General features: G+C 50.0%; 16 protein-coding genes and 1 pseudogene. 6 read left to right on the plus strand and 11 right to left on the minus strand.

The window, feature by feature from the left end; translation table 11 throughout:
• Positions 1 to 340: 340 nt before the first annotated feature.
• From G614_RS0108605 to G614_RS0108655, 11 genes and pseudogenes are all read right to left on the minus strand, one after another.
• A pseudogene (locus G614_RS0108605) lies at positions 341 to 931 on the minus strand (VirB6/TrbL-like conjugal transfer protein, CD1112 family); the annotation flags it as partial.
• A 41-nt stretch (positions 932 to 972) separates the two neighbouring features.
• The gene (locus G614_RS0108610) at positions 973 to 1,188 is read right to left on the minus strand and encodes a Maff2 family mobile element protein (protein WP_016306504.1); all 216 of its coding nucleotides are present in this window, start codon (positions 1,186 to 1,188) and stop codon (positions 973 to 975) included.
• 89 nt (positions 1,189 to 1,277) lie between these two features.
• Positions 1,278 to 3,101, minus strand: a complete 1,824-nt coding sequence (locus tag G614_RS0108615) for a VirD4-like conjugal transfer protein, CD1115 family (RefSeq protein ID WP_027641640.1) — start codon at positions 3,099 to 3,101, stop codon at positions 1,278 to 1,280.
• A complete protein-coding gene (locus tag G614_RS0108620) occupies positions 3,098 to 3,568 on the minus strand; it encodes a PcfB family protein (RefSeq protein ID WP_027641641.1) in 471 nt (156 codons plus the stop codon). The genes G614_RS0108615 and G614_RS0108620 overlap by 4 nt, the downstream gene beginning before the upstream one ends.
• 91 nt (positions 3,569 to 3,659) lie before the next feature.
• Complete coding sequence (locus G614_RS0108625) at positions 3,660 to 4,709, minus strand: hypothetical protein (RefSeq protein WP_027641642.1); 1,050 nt, start codon at positions 4,707 to 4,709, stop codon at positions 3,660 to 3,662.
• 14 nt (positions 4,710 to 4,723) lie between these two features.
• Entirely contained in the window at positions 4,724 to 5,437 is a 714-nt protein-coding gene (locus tag G614_RS0108630) for an antirestriction protein ArdA (RefSeq protein WP_027641643.1), read from the minus strand.
• A gap of 4 nt (positions 5,438 to 5,441) precedes the next feature.
• Complete coding sequence (locus tag G614_RS0108635; RefSeq protein WP_025992000.1) at positions 5,442 to 6,527, minus strand: DNA cytosine methyltransferase; 1,086 nt, start codon at positions 6,525 to 6,527, stop codon at positions 5,442 to 5,444.
• Positions 6,514 to 6,870, minus strand: a complete 357-nt coding sequence (locus G614_RS0108640; protein ID WP_009901612.1) for a hypothetical protein — start codon at positions 6,868 to 6,870, stop codon at positions 6,514 to 6,516. Before G614_RS0108640 ends, G614_RS0108635 begins: the two co-directional genes overlap by 14 nt.
• A 309-nt stretch (positions 6,871 to 7,179) precedes the next feature.
• Positions 7,180 to 8,559, minus strand: coding sequence for a ParB/RepB/Spo0J family partition protein (locus G614_RS0108645; protein ID WP_044917517.1), 1,380 nt, complete (start codon positions 8,557 to 8,559; stop codon positions 7,180 to 7,182).
• A gap of 41 nt (positions 8,560 to 8,600) precedes the next feature.
• Positions 8,601 to 8,954: an Hpt domain-containing protein gene (locus tag G614_RS32615; RefSeq protein WP_242828042.1), complete on the minus strand. Its 354-nt coding sequence runs from the start codon at positions 8,952 to 8,954 to the stop codon at positions 8,601 to 8,603.
• An 18-nt stretch (positions 8,955 to 8,972) separates the two neighbouring features.
• Positions 8,973 to 10,625, minus strand: a complete 1,653-nt coding sequence (locus G614_RS0108655) for a diguanylate cyclase (RefSeq protein WP_027641645.1) — start codon at positions 10,623 to 10,625, stop codon at positions 8,973 to 8,975.
• 162 nt (positions 10,626 to 10,787) lie between these two features.
• Between G614_RS0108655 and G614_RS0108660 the strand changes: the two genes are divergently transcribed.
• The 6 genes from G614_RS0108660 to G614_RS0108685 all read left to right on the plus strand — a co-directional run bounded on the left by G614_RS0108660 (position 10,788) and on the right by G614_RS0108685 (position 16,806).
• A complete protein-coding gene (locus G614_RS0108660) occupies positions 10,788 to 12,251 on the plus strand; it encodes a GntR family transcriptional regulator (RefSeq protein WP_027641646.1) in 1,464 nt (487 codons plus the stop codon).
• A gap of 612 nt (positions 12,252 to 12,863) precedes the next feature.
• Positions 12,864 to 13,298, plus strand: coding sequence for a PTS sugar transporter subunit IIA (locus tag G614_RS0108665; protein WP_027641647.1), 435 nt, complete (start codon positions 12,864 to 12,866; stop codon positions 13,296 to 13,298).
• A 166-nt stretch (positions 13,299 to 13,464) separates the two neighbouring features.
• A complete protein-coding gene (locus tag G614_RS0108670) occupies positions 13,465 to 14,670 on the plus strand; it encodes a glycoside hydrolase family 88 protein (RefSeq protein ID WP_044917518.1) in 1,206 nt (401 codons plus the stop codon).
• A gap of 22 nt (positions 14,671 to 14,692) precedes the next feature.
• Positions 14,693 to 15,184, plus strand: a complete 492-nt coding sequence (locus G614_RS0108675; protein ID WP_027641649.1) for a PTS system mannose/fructose/N-acetylgalactosamine-transporter subunit IIB — start codon at positions 14,693 to 14,695, stop codon at positions 15,182 to 15,184.
• Positions 15,185 to 15,218: 34 nt separating this feature from the next.
• Positions 15,219 to 16,007, plus strand: coding sequence for a PTS mannose/fructose/sorbose/N-acetylgalactosamine transporter subunit IIC (locus G614_RS0108680; protein ID WP_027641650.1), 789 nt, complete (start codon positions 15,219 to 15,221; stop codon positions 16,005 to 16,007).
• Positions 15,997 to 16,806 carry a PTS system mannose/fructose/sorbose family transporter subunit IID gene (locus G614_RS0108685; RefSeq protein ID WP_027641651.1) on the plus strand — a complete coding sequence of 270 codons (810 nt, stop codon included), beginning with the start codon at positions 15,997 to 15,999 and terminating at the stop codon, positions 16,804 to 16,806. Before G614_RS0108680 ends, G614_RS0108685 begins: the two co-directional genes overlap by 11 nt.
• Positions 16,807 to 16,903: the final 97 nt, after the last annotated feature.

A 16,903-nucleotide genomic window follows, 5' to 3' on the forward strand; every position in this document is an offset into this window, starting at 1 on the left:
TATACCTGTCACATTCCGCTATGACATACGGCGAATACAACCATCCTACACCGCCGGGTCGAGTATCCCGCCTCGGACTGCCCTTAAAGCAGTTTAGCCTTGTTCCTCGTTCACAATGTTGCGTCTTGCCGCTCAGTCGTGGGTAGATGGTTTCCCCAACTTGCGACGTTTCCGGTACGCTATTGTCCCCCTTATGGTTTCCCTCCGGGGTAAACCGGCTGACGCTAAAGCGACGCTTTTTCAGCGTCTTTGATACTTTTCTTTACCGGCTTGCCAAAGCCGGATTCCCAAAATGCCCACGCACCGCCTGTGGATGACAAGCGACGCTTCTGGACGCGCAATAAATTTCAATCATACGGCCATATACGATGACGAAGATCACGATGTTTAAGGCAATCATGGTAAGCTGGATCAGGAAGGACTGGAGCCATAGCCCGAACAGAGGGCCTAACTCCATCGCCTCAAGTTCTGTCCGCAGACTGTCCAGCACATCCGGCGTGATCTCTGTCCCGTTCTGGATAATGCCCGCTGACTGCTGTATCACATGCTGGCTCACATCAAAGACCGCCAGCACGATATTGAAGGTATTCGTCAGGATCATCACAGCCACAAAGGTTTTGAACACCCACTTAAAAAACATCCATGTGTCAACTTCATGGAGGTTGTTGCGTTCTATGAGCATCTGTATCAGCTCATAAGTCATTACAAAAGTGAGGATGACCCCGGCGATTGGCAGGATGGCAGTTTCAGAGATCTGTCGTATCATGGAAAAGACCCCGGCGTTCCAGTCCGCCGGGGTCGTGCCTACCTGTGTGGCGATCTCGCCAACGCTCTGATTGACGTTATCGAAAAGGCCGTCCAGATTTCCCATGATACCATCGACGAGCAGACCTTTCAGCCATTCAACGATTGCGTCGATGATAAAGTCCATACATCAGCTCCTTTTCTGGAAAAAGGGACAACGGGTGACACTTAGCTGAACAGGCCGGACAGCAGAGGGATAAGCTGAAGGCCGATCAGAACGACACCGCCGCCAGCCATGAGCTGCTTAATGCCCTGTGATTTTGCCGCAGGGTTGTCCGACCCGTAACCTTCCAGAAGGTTGATGACGCCCCATACCGCCAGACCGGCGCCAAGAGCCATGACCAGAATTTTGAGAATGTCGATTGCCTGATTGAAAAATTCCATATACGTTCCTCCATTTTGTTTGTTTGATGGTTTTGGGTCCAAAAAAAGCCGCCCACATCGGCGGCGCTTCGGGTCAACATGGCCCGAAGTTACACAAACTCGTCGCTGTCCAGATCATCGAAATTCAACAGGTCAGCTTCTTCGTCCGTGTCGGAGCCGTCCACTTCGTACACCGTGTATTCGTCCTCCGGCTTTAGTCTCAATGGCCGGTGACGGAACAGGCTTTCCAAGCGGAAGGCGTTTTTCTTTTTATCAAATTCGGCTGTGTACTTGTAATTCGGGTGCTTTTTCAAGTCATACTTTGGGGATAGAAAAGGCGGGAGCCCCCTAAGCTGCAAGATACATTTATCCCCGGGCATGGTGGTGATCTCGCTGGTGGTCATCAGCTCCCGGCCAAGCCGCTGCATATTCTGGCTGTAACTTTCAGACTGTCCACGGCTTCGGCCCTCGGTCTGCATGGAGATGGTGGCCTTGCCCAGCCAGTTTTCCGAAATATCCTTTAGGGTGGAAGCTTCCCGGCCTCCGAGGAACACGATACTGTCCATGTTGCCCATGATGGTTTCGGAATGGTCTTTGTACAATGCCTTGCACTGGCTCATAGCCTGATAAAAGAGCGTTAGGCTGATCTCCCGTGAGCGGATGACTGCCACGATCTTTTCCAGCCCCGGCACCTGCCCGGTGTTGGCAGCCTCGTCCCACAGCACCCGCACATGGTAGGGCAGACGCCCGCCATAGGTGTTGTCAGCCCGTTCACACAGAAGGTTGAACATCTGCGAAAAAGCAAGGGCAACCAAAAAGTTGTAGGTGGTGTCCGTGTCGCTGATAAGGAAGAACAGCGCCGATTTTTCATCCCCCAGCTTATCAAGCTCCAGCTCGTCATAGGACATGATCTCCCGGAGCTGGGGAATGTCAAAGGGAGCCAGCCTTGCACCGCAGGAAATCAAAATGCTTTTGGCTGTCTTGCCGCTGGCGAGCTTGTATTTCTTATACTGCCTCACGGCGAAGTGCTGGGGGCTGCGGCGTTCCAGCCCGTCAAACATATAGTCCACCGCATTTTTGAAGGTTTCGTCATCCTCCCGGACTTCCATGCTGTTTATCATTTCCACCAGCGTATTCATGTTGCGTTCTTCCTCCGGCCCCTCAAAGACGATGTAGGCCACAAGGGCGCAGTACAAAAGGGTTTCGGCTTTGGTCCAGAACTCGTCGCCCTCCTTGCCGTCGCCTTTGGTGTTGGCGATCAGGGCGGTAACAAATTTCAAAACATCGCTTTCTGTCTTGATATAGGCCAGCGGATTGTAGTGCATGGATTTTGAAAAGTCGATACTGTTGAACACCCGCACCCTGTATTTCTCCCGTTGCAGAAACCGCCCGCACTGGTCGAGGGTGCCGCCCTTCGGGTCTACCACCACATACGAGGAATGGGCTTGAAGGAGCTGCGGAGTCAGCCAGAACCTTGTCTTGCCCGAACCGGACGAGCCGATGACACAGGCGTTTAGGTTCCGGGCATTGGCGGGTATCTTCGGACGGGTGTTCATGGTAAGGAACTCCGTCCCGGTCAGAATGACATTGTTCTGAAATTTAGGGTCTACAAACGGCTTTATATCCTCCTTTGTTCCGAAGCGGGCGGTGCCGTACTCCGCATCCCGCCGGAATTTCTTTGCCTGCTTGATTTTGGACTGTATCAGCAGATACACCCCAGCCGCACCGGCGAGGCCCACCAGCAGGTCAATGCCGCCCAGCCCCGGCCAGTAGGTTTCAAAGGCTTTGGGGAAAGTGTCAAGCATCCCCATGAGCTTTGTCCCGAAGTCTGCGCCGGGCGCGATACGGTAGGCCGTCCCGATTTTGGAGAAAAACCAGAACACAAAGAGGTACGGCAGGTTGGGGAGCACATATTTTCTGATCTTGTCACTCAACGTCCGTCCTTCACCGCCTCTCTGGTTCGCTGCTTCTCCTTCGGCTTTGTCCTGATCTGCTCCGTGAGCTTGCGGAGCTGGCCGAGGATAGAAGTCTTGTTCTGGTCTTTGTTCAGCACCTTTGTACTGTATTTCTGGAAGGCCGCCGTGATGGCGTCCGCCTGATTGGCTTTGAAGAACAGCAGGTAATGGCCGGGGCTCACTTTATGGAAAGCGTAGTCCACATGGAACTCCTTCGCTATCCGGTCAAAATCCTTCGGCGCACCCACATACTGCATGGCGTTTTTGCCGCCGTAGTGGTTCATCAGCTTCTTCACGCTCTGGCGGCCCTGCGGGGTCAGCGCCTTTCGGTGGTGCTTTTGCAGCGCCCGAACCACCTTGCCAAGAGCGGCGGCCAGCACTTTTCCTGTCAGCTTTGCCGTCTTGATCGAAAGGGCAACTGTTTTCTGGTTTACTTCTTCCTGCATAAAACCTCCTTTCCGTCAGGGCTCCCGGTAGACGGGAGGCCCCCGTACACTCCGGGACAACAGAAAACCTCGGGCCAATGTGGCCCGAGGCTTACCGCTCGGCATCCCTGCCGGACGGAGCTTTCTTTTCCGGCTCCGCCTGGACTTTTTCGCCCTGTTCCCGCATGGTCTGCAAGATAGAGGGCTTCTTTTGAAGCTGGGAGGGCTTTTCGCCGGACAGCGGCTTGATACATTCCAGACGGTCAGCCGCCCGGATGGCGTTGTCTGTGAGCTGCCGCTGCCATGCGCCCACGCTGGGAGCCCAGCGAAAACCGTTGCTTTTCAGCTCGGCCCGGGTGTCGGCGTCAGGCTTTCCGTCAAAGAACACCTGCAAGCGGTTGTCCTCCCGGTTCATTTCCACACGGCCCCCATCGAACTCCCAGCCGGAAAACTCCCGCTGTGCCTGTTTGGAAAGCTGTTCGATGCGGGCCTTTACCCGGCGGATCTCCGCGTTGTTGTTGGTAAGCTGGTAACTTTCAAAGGGCCTCGGGTCGCTCCGCCAGCTTGACGCCATGCTGGATTTCAGCTTTTCGATCTGGTCAGGCGACAGCAGCGCGCAGCCGTCCAGCTTGCCATGCTTGCGGTAATAGGCGTTGACCTCCTTCATAATGAGCTGGGAGCGTTCCAGCCCGTCGAGCTTCTTCTGGAGCTTTTCAATGGCCGCCGGGTCATCGGCGCTGATACCGCCCATGCCGGTGCTGCGTATCTTATCCAGCAGCCCTTGAATATGCCGCCATTCCTCCATGTTGCTGTCCCGCGCCCGGTTCTGCTTTTCCTTCTTTCCAACCGGGAAATTGGAAGGCCCGGCGATCAGCACAGAGGGAACCCTCGCGTCAATGGCAAAGCTCTGGTTCATGTTTTCGGCCAGCTTGCGGGCGTAGGTGTCCAGCAGATGGTCGATCTTCTCGTGGTACATGGGGTCTACCCGGGACTTTTGCTGTTCGGCTATGGCTGCGGCCTTGTCCACCATTGCCCGGTATTCCGCCGTTGCGCTCCCTTCCTTATAGTCGGAAAAGCTGTTCATTTCCTTTGCCCGGCAGGCGGCCCCTTCATTGATGGGATAATAGTTGATGGTATGCACCTCCTTCATGCTTCGGGCCAGCATGGCCCGAGGTCTTACCGTTCCTCATGGGAAGGCCTCGCCTTGTCCTTTTGCGGAGCGGGCGGGGCCTCTTGAAATCGTTTGAGCGCGCCGAGAATGGAATGGACGGGCTCGGCCTTTTCGGGATAGGCAAATACCCGGTGTTCCGGCGGTATGTCCTGCGTCCCGTGGTAGTGCTCCTTGTAGCCAACCGGGTCCGCAGCCACATATCCGCCGGGAGCGAATACGCCGCCCTCGTTGATACGCATATCCCGTCCGTATGCCTCATAATCGAAGTAGCCTTGAATGTGCTCCGGTATGTCGATAGTCCCCAGTTCGTCGGCGTACAGATGGCCCAGCCCTTCATCATCGGAAATATCCGGGTAAAAGCGGTAAAGGTCAAGGTTCTGCGTCAGGTTTATCAAATCCTTCACGCTCCTTGTGTGGTTTCCCAAGACAAGAGCGGCTTCAAAGGTTTCCAGTCCGCCCTTATCCCGTACTTCCAGCAGGGCGTGGCCCAGCTCGTTCAGCTCGTCGATGTTCTCACATTCGTAGAGATGATCGTAGAGCCCCAGCACATCACTGTCAAAGCTGGTAAAGAACACTTCGCTGTACCGTTTCCCGTCTATCCCGATTTTGGCAAGGGCGGCCTGCAACTCCTGTGTCGTCATGGGGAAATGTACCGTTGTCCCTACCTCAATCCCCATTAAGGGGTATAGGGCTGTATTGGTTATATAGGCTTCAAACATGGGCTCATTCCTCCTTTCCGGCCCGGTCAGCCAGCACCTCATAAATCCCGGCCATAATGTAATCGGCGCAAGGGAGGGCAATCGCATTTCCCAGCGCCTTGTAGCGTTGCAGAGGCCGGATCTCCACGCCGTCCGCCCCGTACTTTGTCCAGCCCTCCGGCAGCCCCATCAGCCGTTCGCTTTCCGTTTCCGTCAGAAAACGGATACAGCCGCCCTCCGGGTCGCCCTCATACCAGAAGGCAAAGGGCGTTACATCACTGGCTAAAAGAGTGGGAAAAGGGTCAGTTGGTAATCCGAAGCTGTTTCGGAAGGACGTTTCTTCCTGCCTTTTTGCCGCTCCCCGCATACGGAAGCACTGAAAGGGGTGGATGACTGGTATCTGCCGCCCTGTTTCAAAAGAAGCTGTTCGATCTCCTTCGGCGGCGGCCCGCCCGCCCTCTCCGCAAGGCGGAGGAAGTGGGAGCATTGGACGGGGCTTAAATAGTATGTCTGCGGCACGTCTGCCTCCAAAATCCGCCACGACGAAAATCCGCTGCCTTCGTGCCAGCCTTCGGGAGCCTGCCCAATACTGGGCGTCCATGAGCCGCCAGCACACATCAGGCGTTCCCCCTCGCACCATTCCGGCGTTTCCCCATCTTCCCGAAGGAGGCATTGGAACTTCGGTGTCCGAGAAGGCGGATAGGACGGCTCTAAAGTCCATCCGGTCATTTGTAGAAAACGCTCCCATGACGTTTTCCCAAACAGCGATAGCTGGATATAGGTTATCAGTAGCATCCCTCATTTCCTGTATGATACGAAACGCCTGATAGAACAGGCTTGATTTTGCCCCGGCAAGGCCGGAGCGGTTGCCGATCAGAGAAAGGTTCTGACAGGGGGAACCGAAGGTAATTATATGGACAGGTGGGATTTTCCCGCCGTCCACCTTCGTAATATCTCCCAAATGCGCCATATCGGGAAAGTGCCTTTTGGTTATGGAGATGGGCGCTTTTTCAATCTCGCTGGCCCATACCGGACGGATACCGCACCGGGAAGCAGCCAGAGGGAACACGCCGATCCCGTCAAAAAGGCTCCCCAGCTTAATGTCCGGCATGGCCCGGGGTGCCGTGTCCCTTCACGGCAAGCACCCCTTCCAGTGTGGTCGCCGCAATGCCCAGCCGCCCGGCAACCGCAATATCGTTTTTCACATCCTCGTCCACAACGCTGCCGCAGACGATCAGGGTGTGGGAGCGCCGCAGCATATCCCGGCGCATATCAATCCCGGCTTTGTGTTCCTCGGGAACGCTGTCATTCAAAAACAGCGGCAGGTACAAGAGCGGGCAGATCGGGGAAAAGCCCGCCTCATAAGCAAGGCGGCAGTAGTGGGCCGCCAGCTCCATATCAACATCCGGCTCGCCGCTCCATGCGGCGGTCAGGTACGCTAAAGGTCGTTTCATTGGTTGAGCCTCCATTTCTGTTTTGGTTTAGGGAAAAGCAAGAGTTCGCCCAACCCCTCCGCCCCTTCCCCCGGGAAGGGGAACGGCTCTGGAGAATTTATATCCCCGTCGCTTGACCGGGAAAAAGCATAACCGGGAGAAATCCGTCAAGGGTGCCTCCGGCACCGCCTGCGGCGGCGCTGCCCTTGACTGATTTTCCCGGCTATGCTACGGAATAACTGGCGACGGGGAATAATTTATATCTCCAGAGCTTCGGGGCGCGGGGCAGAGCCCCGCAATCCTCGGGCCATGCTGACCCGAAGTTTGGGCTTACTTTTCCTGTTCGTTTTTCTTCTCCGGCTTTTCGTGTTCCTTCTGCTGTCCCTTCCAGTCGTCCAGCAGCTTGATGATCTGGTCCTTCATTTCCCTCGGCGTAGTTTCCTTGCCGAAATACTTGCTCAGTTCCGCACCTGTCAAAATCACTTTGTCTACCTCCTTTTTGTCCTCCATCATAATGCCGTCGATCACATCCCCGTTGAGCAGCTTCTTTTCGTCCAACTCACGCATACGCTTTGCCTGCGCCTGTGAAGGCGAGGACTGCTGGCTGTCAATGGCGACGGCGATATAGTTCTGGTTCTTCTTGCCGATATAGGAAAGCTCCACCGCCGTAGTAAAGCCCAGCTTTTTTTCATCCATCAGCTTCATCAGGTCGGGAACCAGCTCATTGAGACGGATATACCGCTGCACCTGCTTGACCGCCATCTTATTGCGCTCGGCCACGATCTCGTTGGAGCGTTTGCCAGCGTCCTTCGGGTCAATCTGGCCCGAAGTGCGGGAGCCCTGGTGCTTGATAGCTTCAAGCTGCATTTTCAAGGCTTTGGCCCGCTCACTGGGGAGGATTTCTTCACGCTGGTTCAGATTGTCCTCGACCATCTGGGTGATGGCTTCATCATCCGTCAGGTTTCGGACGATACAGGGCATATCCGCATATCCGGCAAGCTCGCTGGCTTTCTGGCGGCGGTGGCCGGACACGATCTCATAGCCGCCATCCTCACGGGGACGGACGATAGCGGGCTGGGTAACGCCCTTGTCCTTAACGCTGGACACCATAGCCCGCATTTCTTCATCATCCCGAACCTCAAAGGGATGGTTCTTGAAGGCGTGGAGCTCGTTCAGCTTGATATAGACGATCTGCTCCTTGCCCCGGCGTGGTGCATCCTTCGGCTTTTCGGGTCCTTTCGGAGCGGGAGCGGCCTGTACCGTTGGAGCCGTTTTTTTCTCCGGTTCCTTTTTGACCGCCTTTTCCGGTTTCTGTGCGGGAGCTTTGGACTTCGGGGCTGCGTCCTTGTCCTTATCTGCTTTCGGGGGGCGGCCCCGGCGCTTCGGCTGTTCCGGCTCTTTGGGTTTTTCCTCTGCTTTTTTCGGAGCCTCCGGCTGCTTTTCCGGTTTCTCCGCTTTTGCCGGGTCAGGCTTTTCCACGCCGGGAGCTGCCGCCCGTTCCTCGCCTTTCTTTTCCTTCATAATTTCAGCGAAGTTATAGACAGAAACCTGTGGGTTCTTTACCTCTGGTTCCGTCTTTTTTTCCGGCTCCGAGGAAACGGAAACCTTCTCCGGCTCTTTTGGGGGAGCGGGAGGCGTTTCCTTGCCCGGCCCGCTATCCGTTACCGGCTGTTCCGGCGTTTTTGTGGTTTTATCATCTGCCATAAGCATTTACCTCCTGTTTTTTGGCATGAAAAAAGGGGCTCAACTTTTCAGTCAAGCCCCGTGGGAAGTTCCTCCTTTCTCCGCCATGATACAAAAATACCGCCCGTAGTCTCGTTTGGGCGGTACTTTGTGTAAGATTGGCAGTCCATTATTAAGTTTTTTATTATGTTCCCTTTGTACACCGTTGCAAAAGAAAGATTTTGGCAAATTCCTTTGAGTGTATGAACGGCTCTGAGAGCCTCTGCATAGTCCTTATTACCCATAGACACTTCAAATAAGTTGAAAGTTTTATCGTCCAGGAATTTATATACAAATTTCTGGACGGTCTGTTCCCGCCGCAATCTACCCAGTACCTCATCAAAATCGCCGCCAAATTTTATATAACAATCTTTTAGATTCATAATCACATTTCTTCCTTTTTAAATGTTGTCTGTGCTGTCCTCATTCTCTTTAAGAAAACATATGGTCACTTGGTTTTTTGTGTTTTTTGATTGATACATCATATTGTCTGCAACTTTGAAGAGTTTTTTTGTAGTTCCTATTCCATACGCTCCGCCTATGCTTACAGACATATGCAGTTCGGGATGGTCGTCAATTATCAGACTATCAATAGAGTATCTGATCCTCTCCAGTTTTTTCTCAAATATATCTGCAGGTATACTGAAAAAGATAATTACAAATTCATCGCCACCATAACGGATCACGGCATCTGTTTTTCGTACACAGGATAAGACAGTTTGTGCAATGCTTTGCAACACGATGTCACCTATATCGTGGCCATAATTATCATTGATATGCTTAAAGTTATCTACATCTATTACGACCATTGCTTGAATATTATCTGCGTCTTGAAAATGTTCGTCATAATAACGGCGGTTGTAGACACTGGTTAACGAATCAATATATAATAATTGCAAATGCCGCTGTTTGCGAGACAGGAAGGTGTATTTTTCATAGGAAAACAACCTATCGTAGTCTATTTTATTTATTATATCCTGAATATTTTTAGTCTCTTGTCCAGAAGAGTTATCCATAAGCTCACTTTGAAGTGTATCCGCAATTTCTTGCAGACACAGTAAAAGGGTAGGATTAAATGCACCGCATTGTCCTTCTAAAATCATTTTCAAAGCTACTTCATGTGAATAAGCTTTCTTATAGCATCGCTCACTGGTCAAAGCATCGTATACATCGGCCAGCGCAACCACCTGGGCGGCTATGGGAATTTCTTCTCCCTTTAGTCCATCCGGATAACCATTGCCATCATACCTTTCGTGGTGCCATCGACAAATCTCAGAAGCTACTTTGACAAGCGGAACTTCCTGCTGCTCAATGGGCAGGTCTAACAGCATGTTGGCACCGACCATCGAGTGAGTTTTCATCACTTCAAACTCCTCTTCCGTAAGGCGTCCAGGTTTATTCAAAATTGCATCGGAAATTGAGATTTTACCAATATCATGCAGCGCAGAAGCAGTACTGATTAAAGAAATATCAGCTTTGGACAGAGGATATTGATCGGTACGCCGAACCAGCTGCTTTAATAAATACTTTGTAATAGTATTTACATGCAGTATATGTAAGCCGCTCTCTCCATTACGAAATTCCACAATATGAGACAGGATTGAAATCATCAGCTTATTATTTTTTTCCTGCTCGTGAAATTGTTCTGCGATAATTTTCTCAAGACGCTGCTGCCGTGCATATAGAAACATCGTATTAGAAATTCGGCGCTGAACAATGGTTGAATCAAAGGGACGGCTGATATAGTCAAAGGCCCCCAAATCATAGGCGCGTTTTATATTCACAGGAGAATCATCAGCAGAAATCATGATAACAGCAAATGTATTATTCCAGTGGTATTTGTTTATGTATGCCAACACTTCAAATCCATCCATTTCAGGCATCATAATATCCAGAAGCAGGAGTGAGAAATCCGTTCTTTGCTTTGAGAGAAGTGCAATTGCTTCGACACCGTTATCAGCCTCTGCCACATCATACTGCTCTTCCAGGATATCTACCAAAAGAGCTCGATTTATTTCAGAATCGTCTACAATTAAAATTTTCTGTTTTTCCATAAAACCTTAATCTCTTTCCTACCAATTTTACGGTTTAATTATAAATGTTATCTTTATAAACTGGCAATACTCATATTGGTCAGGAGTGCAAATAGGTTGGTCCTTTTAATGCTGACAAGAATGGCTCTTCATGATATAATTCAGACAGATAGGAGATAAGTTATGAAACCAAAAGAAACAAAATTTACATTTGTATATAACGAAATTAAACAGTGCATTTTGGAGGGCCAGATACTTCCTGGAAATTCTTTATTATCTTCAAGGATGTATTGCGAGCAATTTCATGTAAGCAGATATACTATTAACCATGTTTTTGACGCATTGCGGGAAGAAGGGCTGATTGAGATTCAGCCCCGCCTTGCTCCAATCGTTGTATCAAGAAAAGATACGCCCAATTCATTGAATACTGTTTTTGACATTTTGAAACAGAAGGAAAGTATATTACAGGTATATCAGACCTTTGCTCTAATATTGCCTTCACTTCTGGTTTTTGCCTTGCAGGGCTGCGATGCGGAGATAATGCCACATTATAAACACGCTATGAAGGTATTGCGTTTGGGACGTTACGCTGGTGGATGGCGTCCTCCTTTTAAATTGGGATATGATATATTAAGAATAGGCGGTAATTCCTTATTCAGCGAACTTTATTCTACATTTGGCCTTTACAATAAGCTTACATTTTTTACAGAAGATTGCCCCTATTTCACGAAACACTTTTTACAGGGGTCTGCATCTGTGACCGGCGTTATTATAGACATATTAAAGGGCGAAGATCCGTCCACAAAGTACCACCAGTTAGCAATTATGTATCAAAAACTTACGGATGCCATTGAAAACACGTTAAATAATTTATCAGACACTACGCCTGAATGCCCTGTACAAACTGGTATGTCGTTTTCGTGGAATCCCATGCGTGGTCAAGATTACTATTACTCAAAAATTGTTGACGACTTGAATCTGAAAATTGGCCTTGGAGAATATTCTATTGGAATGTATCTTCCATATGAAAAGCAGCTGGCCAGCCAGTATGATGTCTCTTTATCGACAGTCAGAAAGGCATTGTCAGAACTGGAACAAAGAGGTTTCGTAAAGACATTAAATGGTAAAGGTACTATCGTTATAGAACCTGATGATACTAAAATTCATCAGCTGGCTCTTAATTCCGGATATGTAGAAAAGGCATTGCGTTACCTTCATGCCCTGCAGCTAATGGTATTAATTATCCGCCCGGCGGCTTTAGCTGCGGCTTTGCGGTTTACCAGAGAAGAATTGGACGAGTTGGCAGACAGATTTACTTCTCCAGGTTCTGTTTATCTAGCAGATATTTTAGAAGCCATATTGAAACATACCACTTTAGATCCTTTATATGTTATATTATCTGAAACCAATCATCTTCTTGAATGGGGGCATCATTTCGCTTATTATCCGTCCAAGAGACATACACTTTCACATCTCAATAAACAAGTCATTACAGCGCTTCATCAATTAAGTGAAGGTAATGCGGGTTCCTTTGCAGATGGTATAGCGGATTGCTACCGTTATATTTTGGTTTGTATGAAGAAGCACATGATAGAAAAATATAAGTTTAATAATGCAGCTAATATTCGGATTCCTGAAAAATACTAATTGCGGGCAATGGGACTGCGGATGACAGCATGGAATATCCGGCAGATTACCCCGAATCGGGGACCAAAATCACTGTGTCCGGCGAATTTCACACTTACCAGGAGGGGAATCAAAGGTACTGCCATTTGGTGGATGCGATGATTGAATAAAATATCATGTTGGATGTGGTTAGGCGAGGCGATGGTTATATTGCCTCGCCGATTGCATTTGCGTGTCCTCCAAAACCGCCATGCCTATTGAGTAAAAAAGTCTGACTAAAGGCTAGAGATGATAATAAAGTTTACTACAAAAATGGCGGAGTTAACTTTATTTGGTTTACTAAAAAACAAAATAATAAGAAACAAGAGGATGAAATAAAAAAATACCAGTTTATGGTGATGAAATATGTGACAAATGCACAAAAAATAGAAGTAATTACTATGCAATATGCAAGAAAAGTGTTTTAAATAAAAGAGGATATTGACATTCATTGTGAATAGTACTATACTTCAAATATTGGTAAACTAATTTACCAAACATGGCATTTGCAGAGGACAGAAAAGATTGCTTGAAGATGTAGTAAACCAAGGTGAAGTAAACCTGGAGGAAAACAAACAGGAGGAAGGAAAACGCATGACAGGAATCATTGTAACAGGACACGGGAAGTTTCCGGAAGGCATTCTAAGCGCCATCTCCCTGGTGGCTGGAAAACCGGACAACACGGCAGCAGTTAACTTTGAGCTGGGACAAAGTTCAGAGGAACTGAAGAACTCCATGACAAGGGCCATGGAATCATTGGAAGGGGATGAGGTCCTGATTCTGGCTGATTTGGTGGGAGGCACCCCGTTTAACACGGCAGCGGCCCTGAGGGCAGAGCGGGCGGACAAGAGAATCAAGGTAATTGCCGGTGTGAACATGGCGGCTCTGGTGGAAGCCGTGTTCTCCAGACCTATGTATGGGTTGGACGAGCTGGCATCAACACTGCTGACAGCAGGTAAGGAAGGACTGCGGGATTTGGATGCCCTGGACAGCGGAGAGGAAGCGCCGGAGTTTGAGGACGGATTGTAAGAACGGATTATAAGAGCAGATTATAAGAGCAGATTATAAGAGCAGATTATAAGAACGAACTACAAGAGCGTATTACAAGAGCATGGGCTGACACAGCGGCATATACCGCAAAAGGGAGTATAAATGAATCGGATTGCAGCACAATCAGATTCGATTTAAGGAAAGGATGGGGATTGAGAACGTGATTAAGAAGATTCATGTGGAACCAATCAACAGGAAGGCTAACTACGAGGCGGCGCGGTTTCTGACCAGGGAAGAGGTCACGGCAGCCATGGATCGGGTGGTGGACCAGGTAAGATGCAATATGGAGTACTTTGGCACCAGATTCCCTTCATCAGCCACCAGGAACCAGACATACGGAGTCATAGACAACATTGAATGGACGGACGGATTCTGGACCGGACTTCTGTGGCTGTGCTACGAGTACACAGGAGACGATGCCTTTAAGGAGCTGGCTCTTAAAAATGTGGGATCCTTCCTGAACCGGGTGGAGAAGCGCATTGAGCTGGACCACCATGATCTGGGCTTTCTCTACAGCCTGTCATGTGTGGCCGGATATAAGCTGACCGGTTCCGCGGAGGGCAGGAAGGCAGGGCTTCTGGCAGCCGACAAGCTGATGGAGCGGTTTCAGGAAAAGGGCGGTTTCATCCAGGCCTGGGGAGAGCTTGGAGCCAGGGATAACTACCGCCTGATTATTGACTGCCTGCTGAATATTCCGCTTCTGCACTGGGCTTCCCTGGAAACCGGAAATCCTGTATACCGGAACGCGGCGGTACGGCATTATGAGGCGGCCTGCAACAATGTTATAAGGGATGACGCCTCAGCATACCACACCTTTTATTTTGACCCTGAGACAGGGGAACCTCTTAAGGGCGTCACCAGACAGGGATACAGCGATGACTCGGCCTGGGCCAGGGGCCAGGCATGGGGAATCTACGGTATACCGCTGAATTACAGATACGTTAAGGATGTCAGTGCCTTCAATCTGTTTAAGGGCATGACCAATTATTTCCTGAACCGGCTTCCGGAAGATGAGGTGTGCTACTGGGATCTGATATTCACAGACGGTTCAGAACAGTCCAGGGATTCATCGGCAGCAGCCATTGGGGTGTGCGGTATTCACGAGATGCTTAAGTATCTGCCGGAGGTAGAATCCGATAAGGACACCTACCGCCATGCCATGCACTGTATCCTGCGCACCCTGATGGAACGCTATACGGCGCCGGAGATAAAAGCCGGAAATCCGGTACTGCTCCATGGCGTGTATTCATGGCATTCAGGCAAGGGCGTGGATGAGGGTAATATCTGGGGAGACTATTATTATATGGAAGCCCTTACGCGGTTTTATAAGGATTGGAATTTATATTGGTAAGGAAATAAAAGGAGGATATGAAATGGCGGTACCTAATATTGTAGCATTCAGGATTGACGAGAGGCTGATTCACGGACAGGGACAGCTCTGGATTAAAGCTCTTGGCGTGAATACGGTCATTGTTGCAAATGATTCGGCCAGTGAGGATTCCATGCAGCAGACGCTGATGAAGGCTGTGGTTCCAAAGACCATCGCCATGCGCTTTTTTTCCATCCAGCACACCTGTGACGTAATCATGAAGGCATCTCCGAAACAGACCATCTTTATTGTCTGCAAGACGCCGGAGGATGCGCTTAAGCTGGCGGCAGGCGGCGTACCTGTGAAGGAAATCAACGTGGGCAATATCCATCACGCTCCGGGAAAGGAGGAAGTGAGCAAGTATATTGCACTGGGCGACGAGGATAAGGCAGCCTTAAGGCAGCTGCGTGATGAGTATGGAGTCGTCTTTAATACCAGGACAACTGCTTCCGGCGATGACGGAGCAGCCAGGGTGGATTTGAATAAGTATCTTTAATTGGAAAAGACACGTTTAAGAGGAGGGATTTATCGTGACAATCAGTATGTTTCAATGTTTGCTAATCGGTCTGTGGACAGCCTTCTGTCTGGCAGGCATGTTGTTCGGAATTTACACCAACCGGTGCCTGGTCATGGCAGCCGGCGTGGGACTTATTTTAGGGGACCTTCCCACTGGACTGGCCATGGGAGCTGTGGGTGAGCTGGCATTCATGGGATTTGGCGTATCCCAGGGCGGTTCCGTACCGCCAAACCCCATGGGACCGGGAATTGTGGGAACCATCATAGCCATCACCATGAAGGATTCCGGTATTGACGTGGGTTCTGCCCTGGCTCTTTCATTCCCCTTTGCAGTGGCTTTCCAGTTTGTGATTACAGCCACCTATACCTTTGCCACAATCCTTACAAGCTATGCGTATAAGGCCCTGGATAAGAAGAATTTCCGCGGCTTCAGGATAGCTGCCAATGCAACAGTCTGCGTATTTGCGGTGGTTGGCTTCATTATCGGATTCGGCGGCGCCTTTAGCTCCGAGGGGCTCCAGAAGGTGATTTCTCTGATTCCCGCATGGCTCAGCGCGGGTCTGGGCGTGGCAGGCAAGATGCTTCCAGCCATTGGTTTTGCCATGATTCTCAATGTAATGGCAAAGAAGGAACTGATTCCATTTGTACTGTTTGGCTATATCGCCATTGCCTACCTGAACCTTCCTGTTATGGGAGTGGCTGTAATCGGTACGGCCATTGCGCTGCTTGTATTTTTCCATGCCGGCAAAGGAAACGGCGAATCTGTAGAAGAAGTGGAGGTTGAATTTGAAGATGGCATTTAATCAGCTGGAGAAAAAAGATTATATGAAGACATCCCTGCGGGCCTATTTCCTGCAGAATGGATTTAACTATGGCAATTACCAGGGCCTTGGCTATGCAAATGTACTTTATCCTGCCCTTCGCAAGATGTACAAGGACGACGATGACAAACTTCAGGAAGCATTGAAGGAGAATATAGAGTTTTTTAATACCAATATTCATTTTCTTCCGTTTATCACCAGCCTTCATCTGGTCATGCTGGAGAATAAGACTCCTTCCAATGAAATCCGCAACATCAAAATGGCTCTCATGGGACCTTTGGCCGGAATCGGTGATTCTCTTGCCCAGTTCTGCCTGGCGCCGCTGTTTGCAACCATTGGCGCATCCCTGGCCCAGGACGGCCTGATTATGGGACCCATCCTGTTCTTTGTGGCCATGAACGTGATTCTTCTGGCCATGAAGCTTCTGACCGGCATGTGGGGCCACAAGCTGGGTACCAACATCATTGCCACCCTCAGCACGAAGATGGAACAGATATCCAATATCGCCAGCATGATAGGCGTGACTGTCATCTCCGGACTTGCCGTAAATTTTGTGAAGATTTCCACACCGATTCAATACGTTGCCAATATGCCGGGAGACCAGCAGAAGGTGGTGGCCATCCAGGAGATGATAGACGCCATCGCCCCCAGGCTCCTTCCTGCATTGTTCACAGGACTTATTTTCTACCTTATAAAGGTGAAAAAGTGGACCACCTATAAGCTGGTCATCCTTACCATTATCCTGGGCGTGGTGCTTTCTGTCCTGCATCTGATTGCCTAGAAAAAAGCAGGGAGGTACCCTTTGACATGTATGCCTGAAGCATGCAGCAGGGGTGCCTCCCTCTCTGGTTTTAAACTGTAAATGAGGACAGGGGATG

Origin of the sequence: [Clostridium] clostridioforme AGR2157 (genome assembly GCF_000424325.1) — a bacterium.
Lineage (GTDB): Bacteria > Bacillota > Clostridia > Lachnospirales > Lachnospiraceae > Enterocloster > Enterocloster clostridioformis_A.

Excerpts from the sequence above, each read along its gene's own strand:
- G614_RS0108610 (WP_016306504.1), bottom strand. The coding sequence starts at position 1,188 with ATGGAATTTTTCAATCAGGCAATCGACATTCTCAAAATTCTGGTCATG.
- G614_RS0108620 (WP_027641641.1), bottom strand. The coding sequence starts at position 3,568 with ATGCAGGAAGAAGTAAACCAGAAAACAGTTGCCCTTTCGATCAAGACG.
- G614_RS0108630 (WP_027641643.1), bottom strand. The coding sequence starts at position 5,437 with ATGTTTGAAGCCTATATAACCAATACAGCCCTATACCCCTTAATGGGG.
- G614_RS0108635 (WP_025992000.1), bottom strand. The coding sequence starts at position 6,527 with ATGCCGGACATTAAGCTGGGGAGCCTTTTTGACGGGATCGGCGTGTTC.
- G614_RS0108640 (WP_009901612.1), bottom strand. The coding sequence starts at position 6,870 with ATGAAACGACCTTTAGCGTACCTGACCGCCGCATGGAGCGGCGAGCCG.
- G614_RS0108645 (WP_044917517.1), bottom strand. The coding sequence starts at position 8,559 with ATGCTTATGGCAGATGATAAAACCACAAAAACGCCGGAACAGCCGGTA.
- G614_RS32615 (WP_242828042.1), bottom strand. The coding sequence starts at position 8,954 with ATGAATCTAAAAGATTGTTATATAAAATTTGGCGGCGATTTTGATGAG.
- G614_RS0108655 (WP_027641645.1), bottom strand. The coding sequence starts at position 10,625 with ATGGAAAAACAGAAAATTTTAATTGTAGACGATTCTGAAATAAATCGA.
- G614_RS0108660 (WP_027641646.1), top strand. The coding sequence starts at position 10,788 with ATGAAACCAAAAGAAACAAAATTTACATTTGTATATAACGAAATTAAA.
- G614_RS0108665 (WP_027641647.1), top strand. The coding sequence starts at position 12,864 with ATGACAGGAATCATTGTAACAGGACACGGGAAGTTTCCGGAAGGCATT.
- G614_RS0108670 (WP_044917518.1), top strand. The coding sequence starts at position 13,465 with ATGGGGATTGAGAACGTGATTAAGAAGATTCATGTGGAACCAATCAAC.
- G614_RS0108675 (WP_027641649.1), top strand. The coding sequence starts at position 14,693 with ATGGCGGTACCTAATATTGTAGCATTCAGGATTGACGAGAGGCTGATT.
- G614_RS0108685 (WP_027641651.1), top strand. The coding sequence starts at position 15,997 with ATGGCATTTAATCAGCTGGAGAAAAAAGATTATATGAAGACATCCCTG.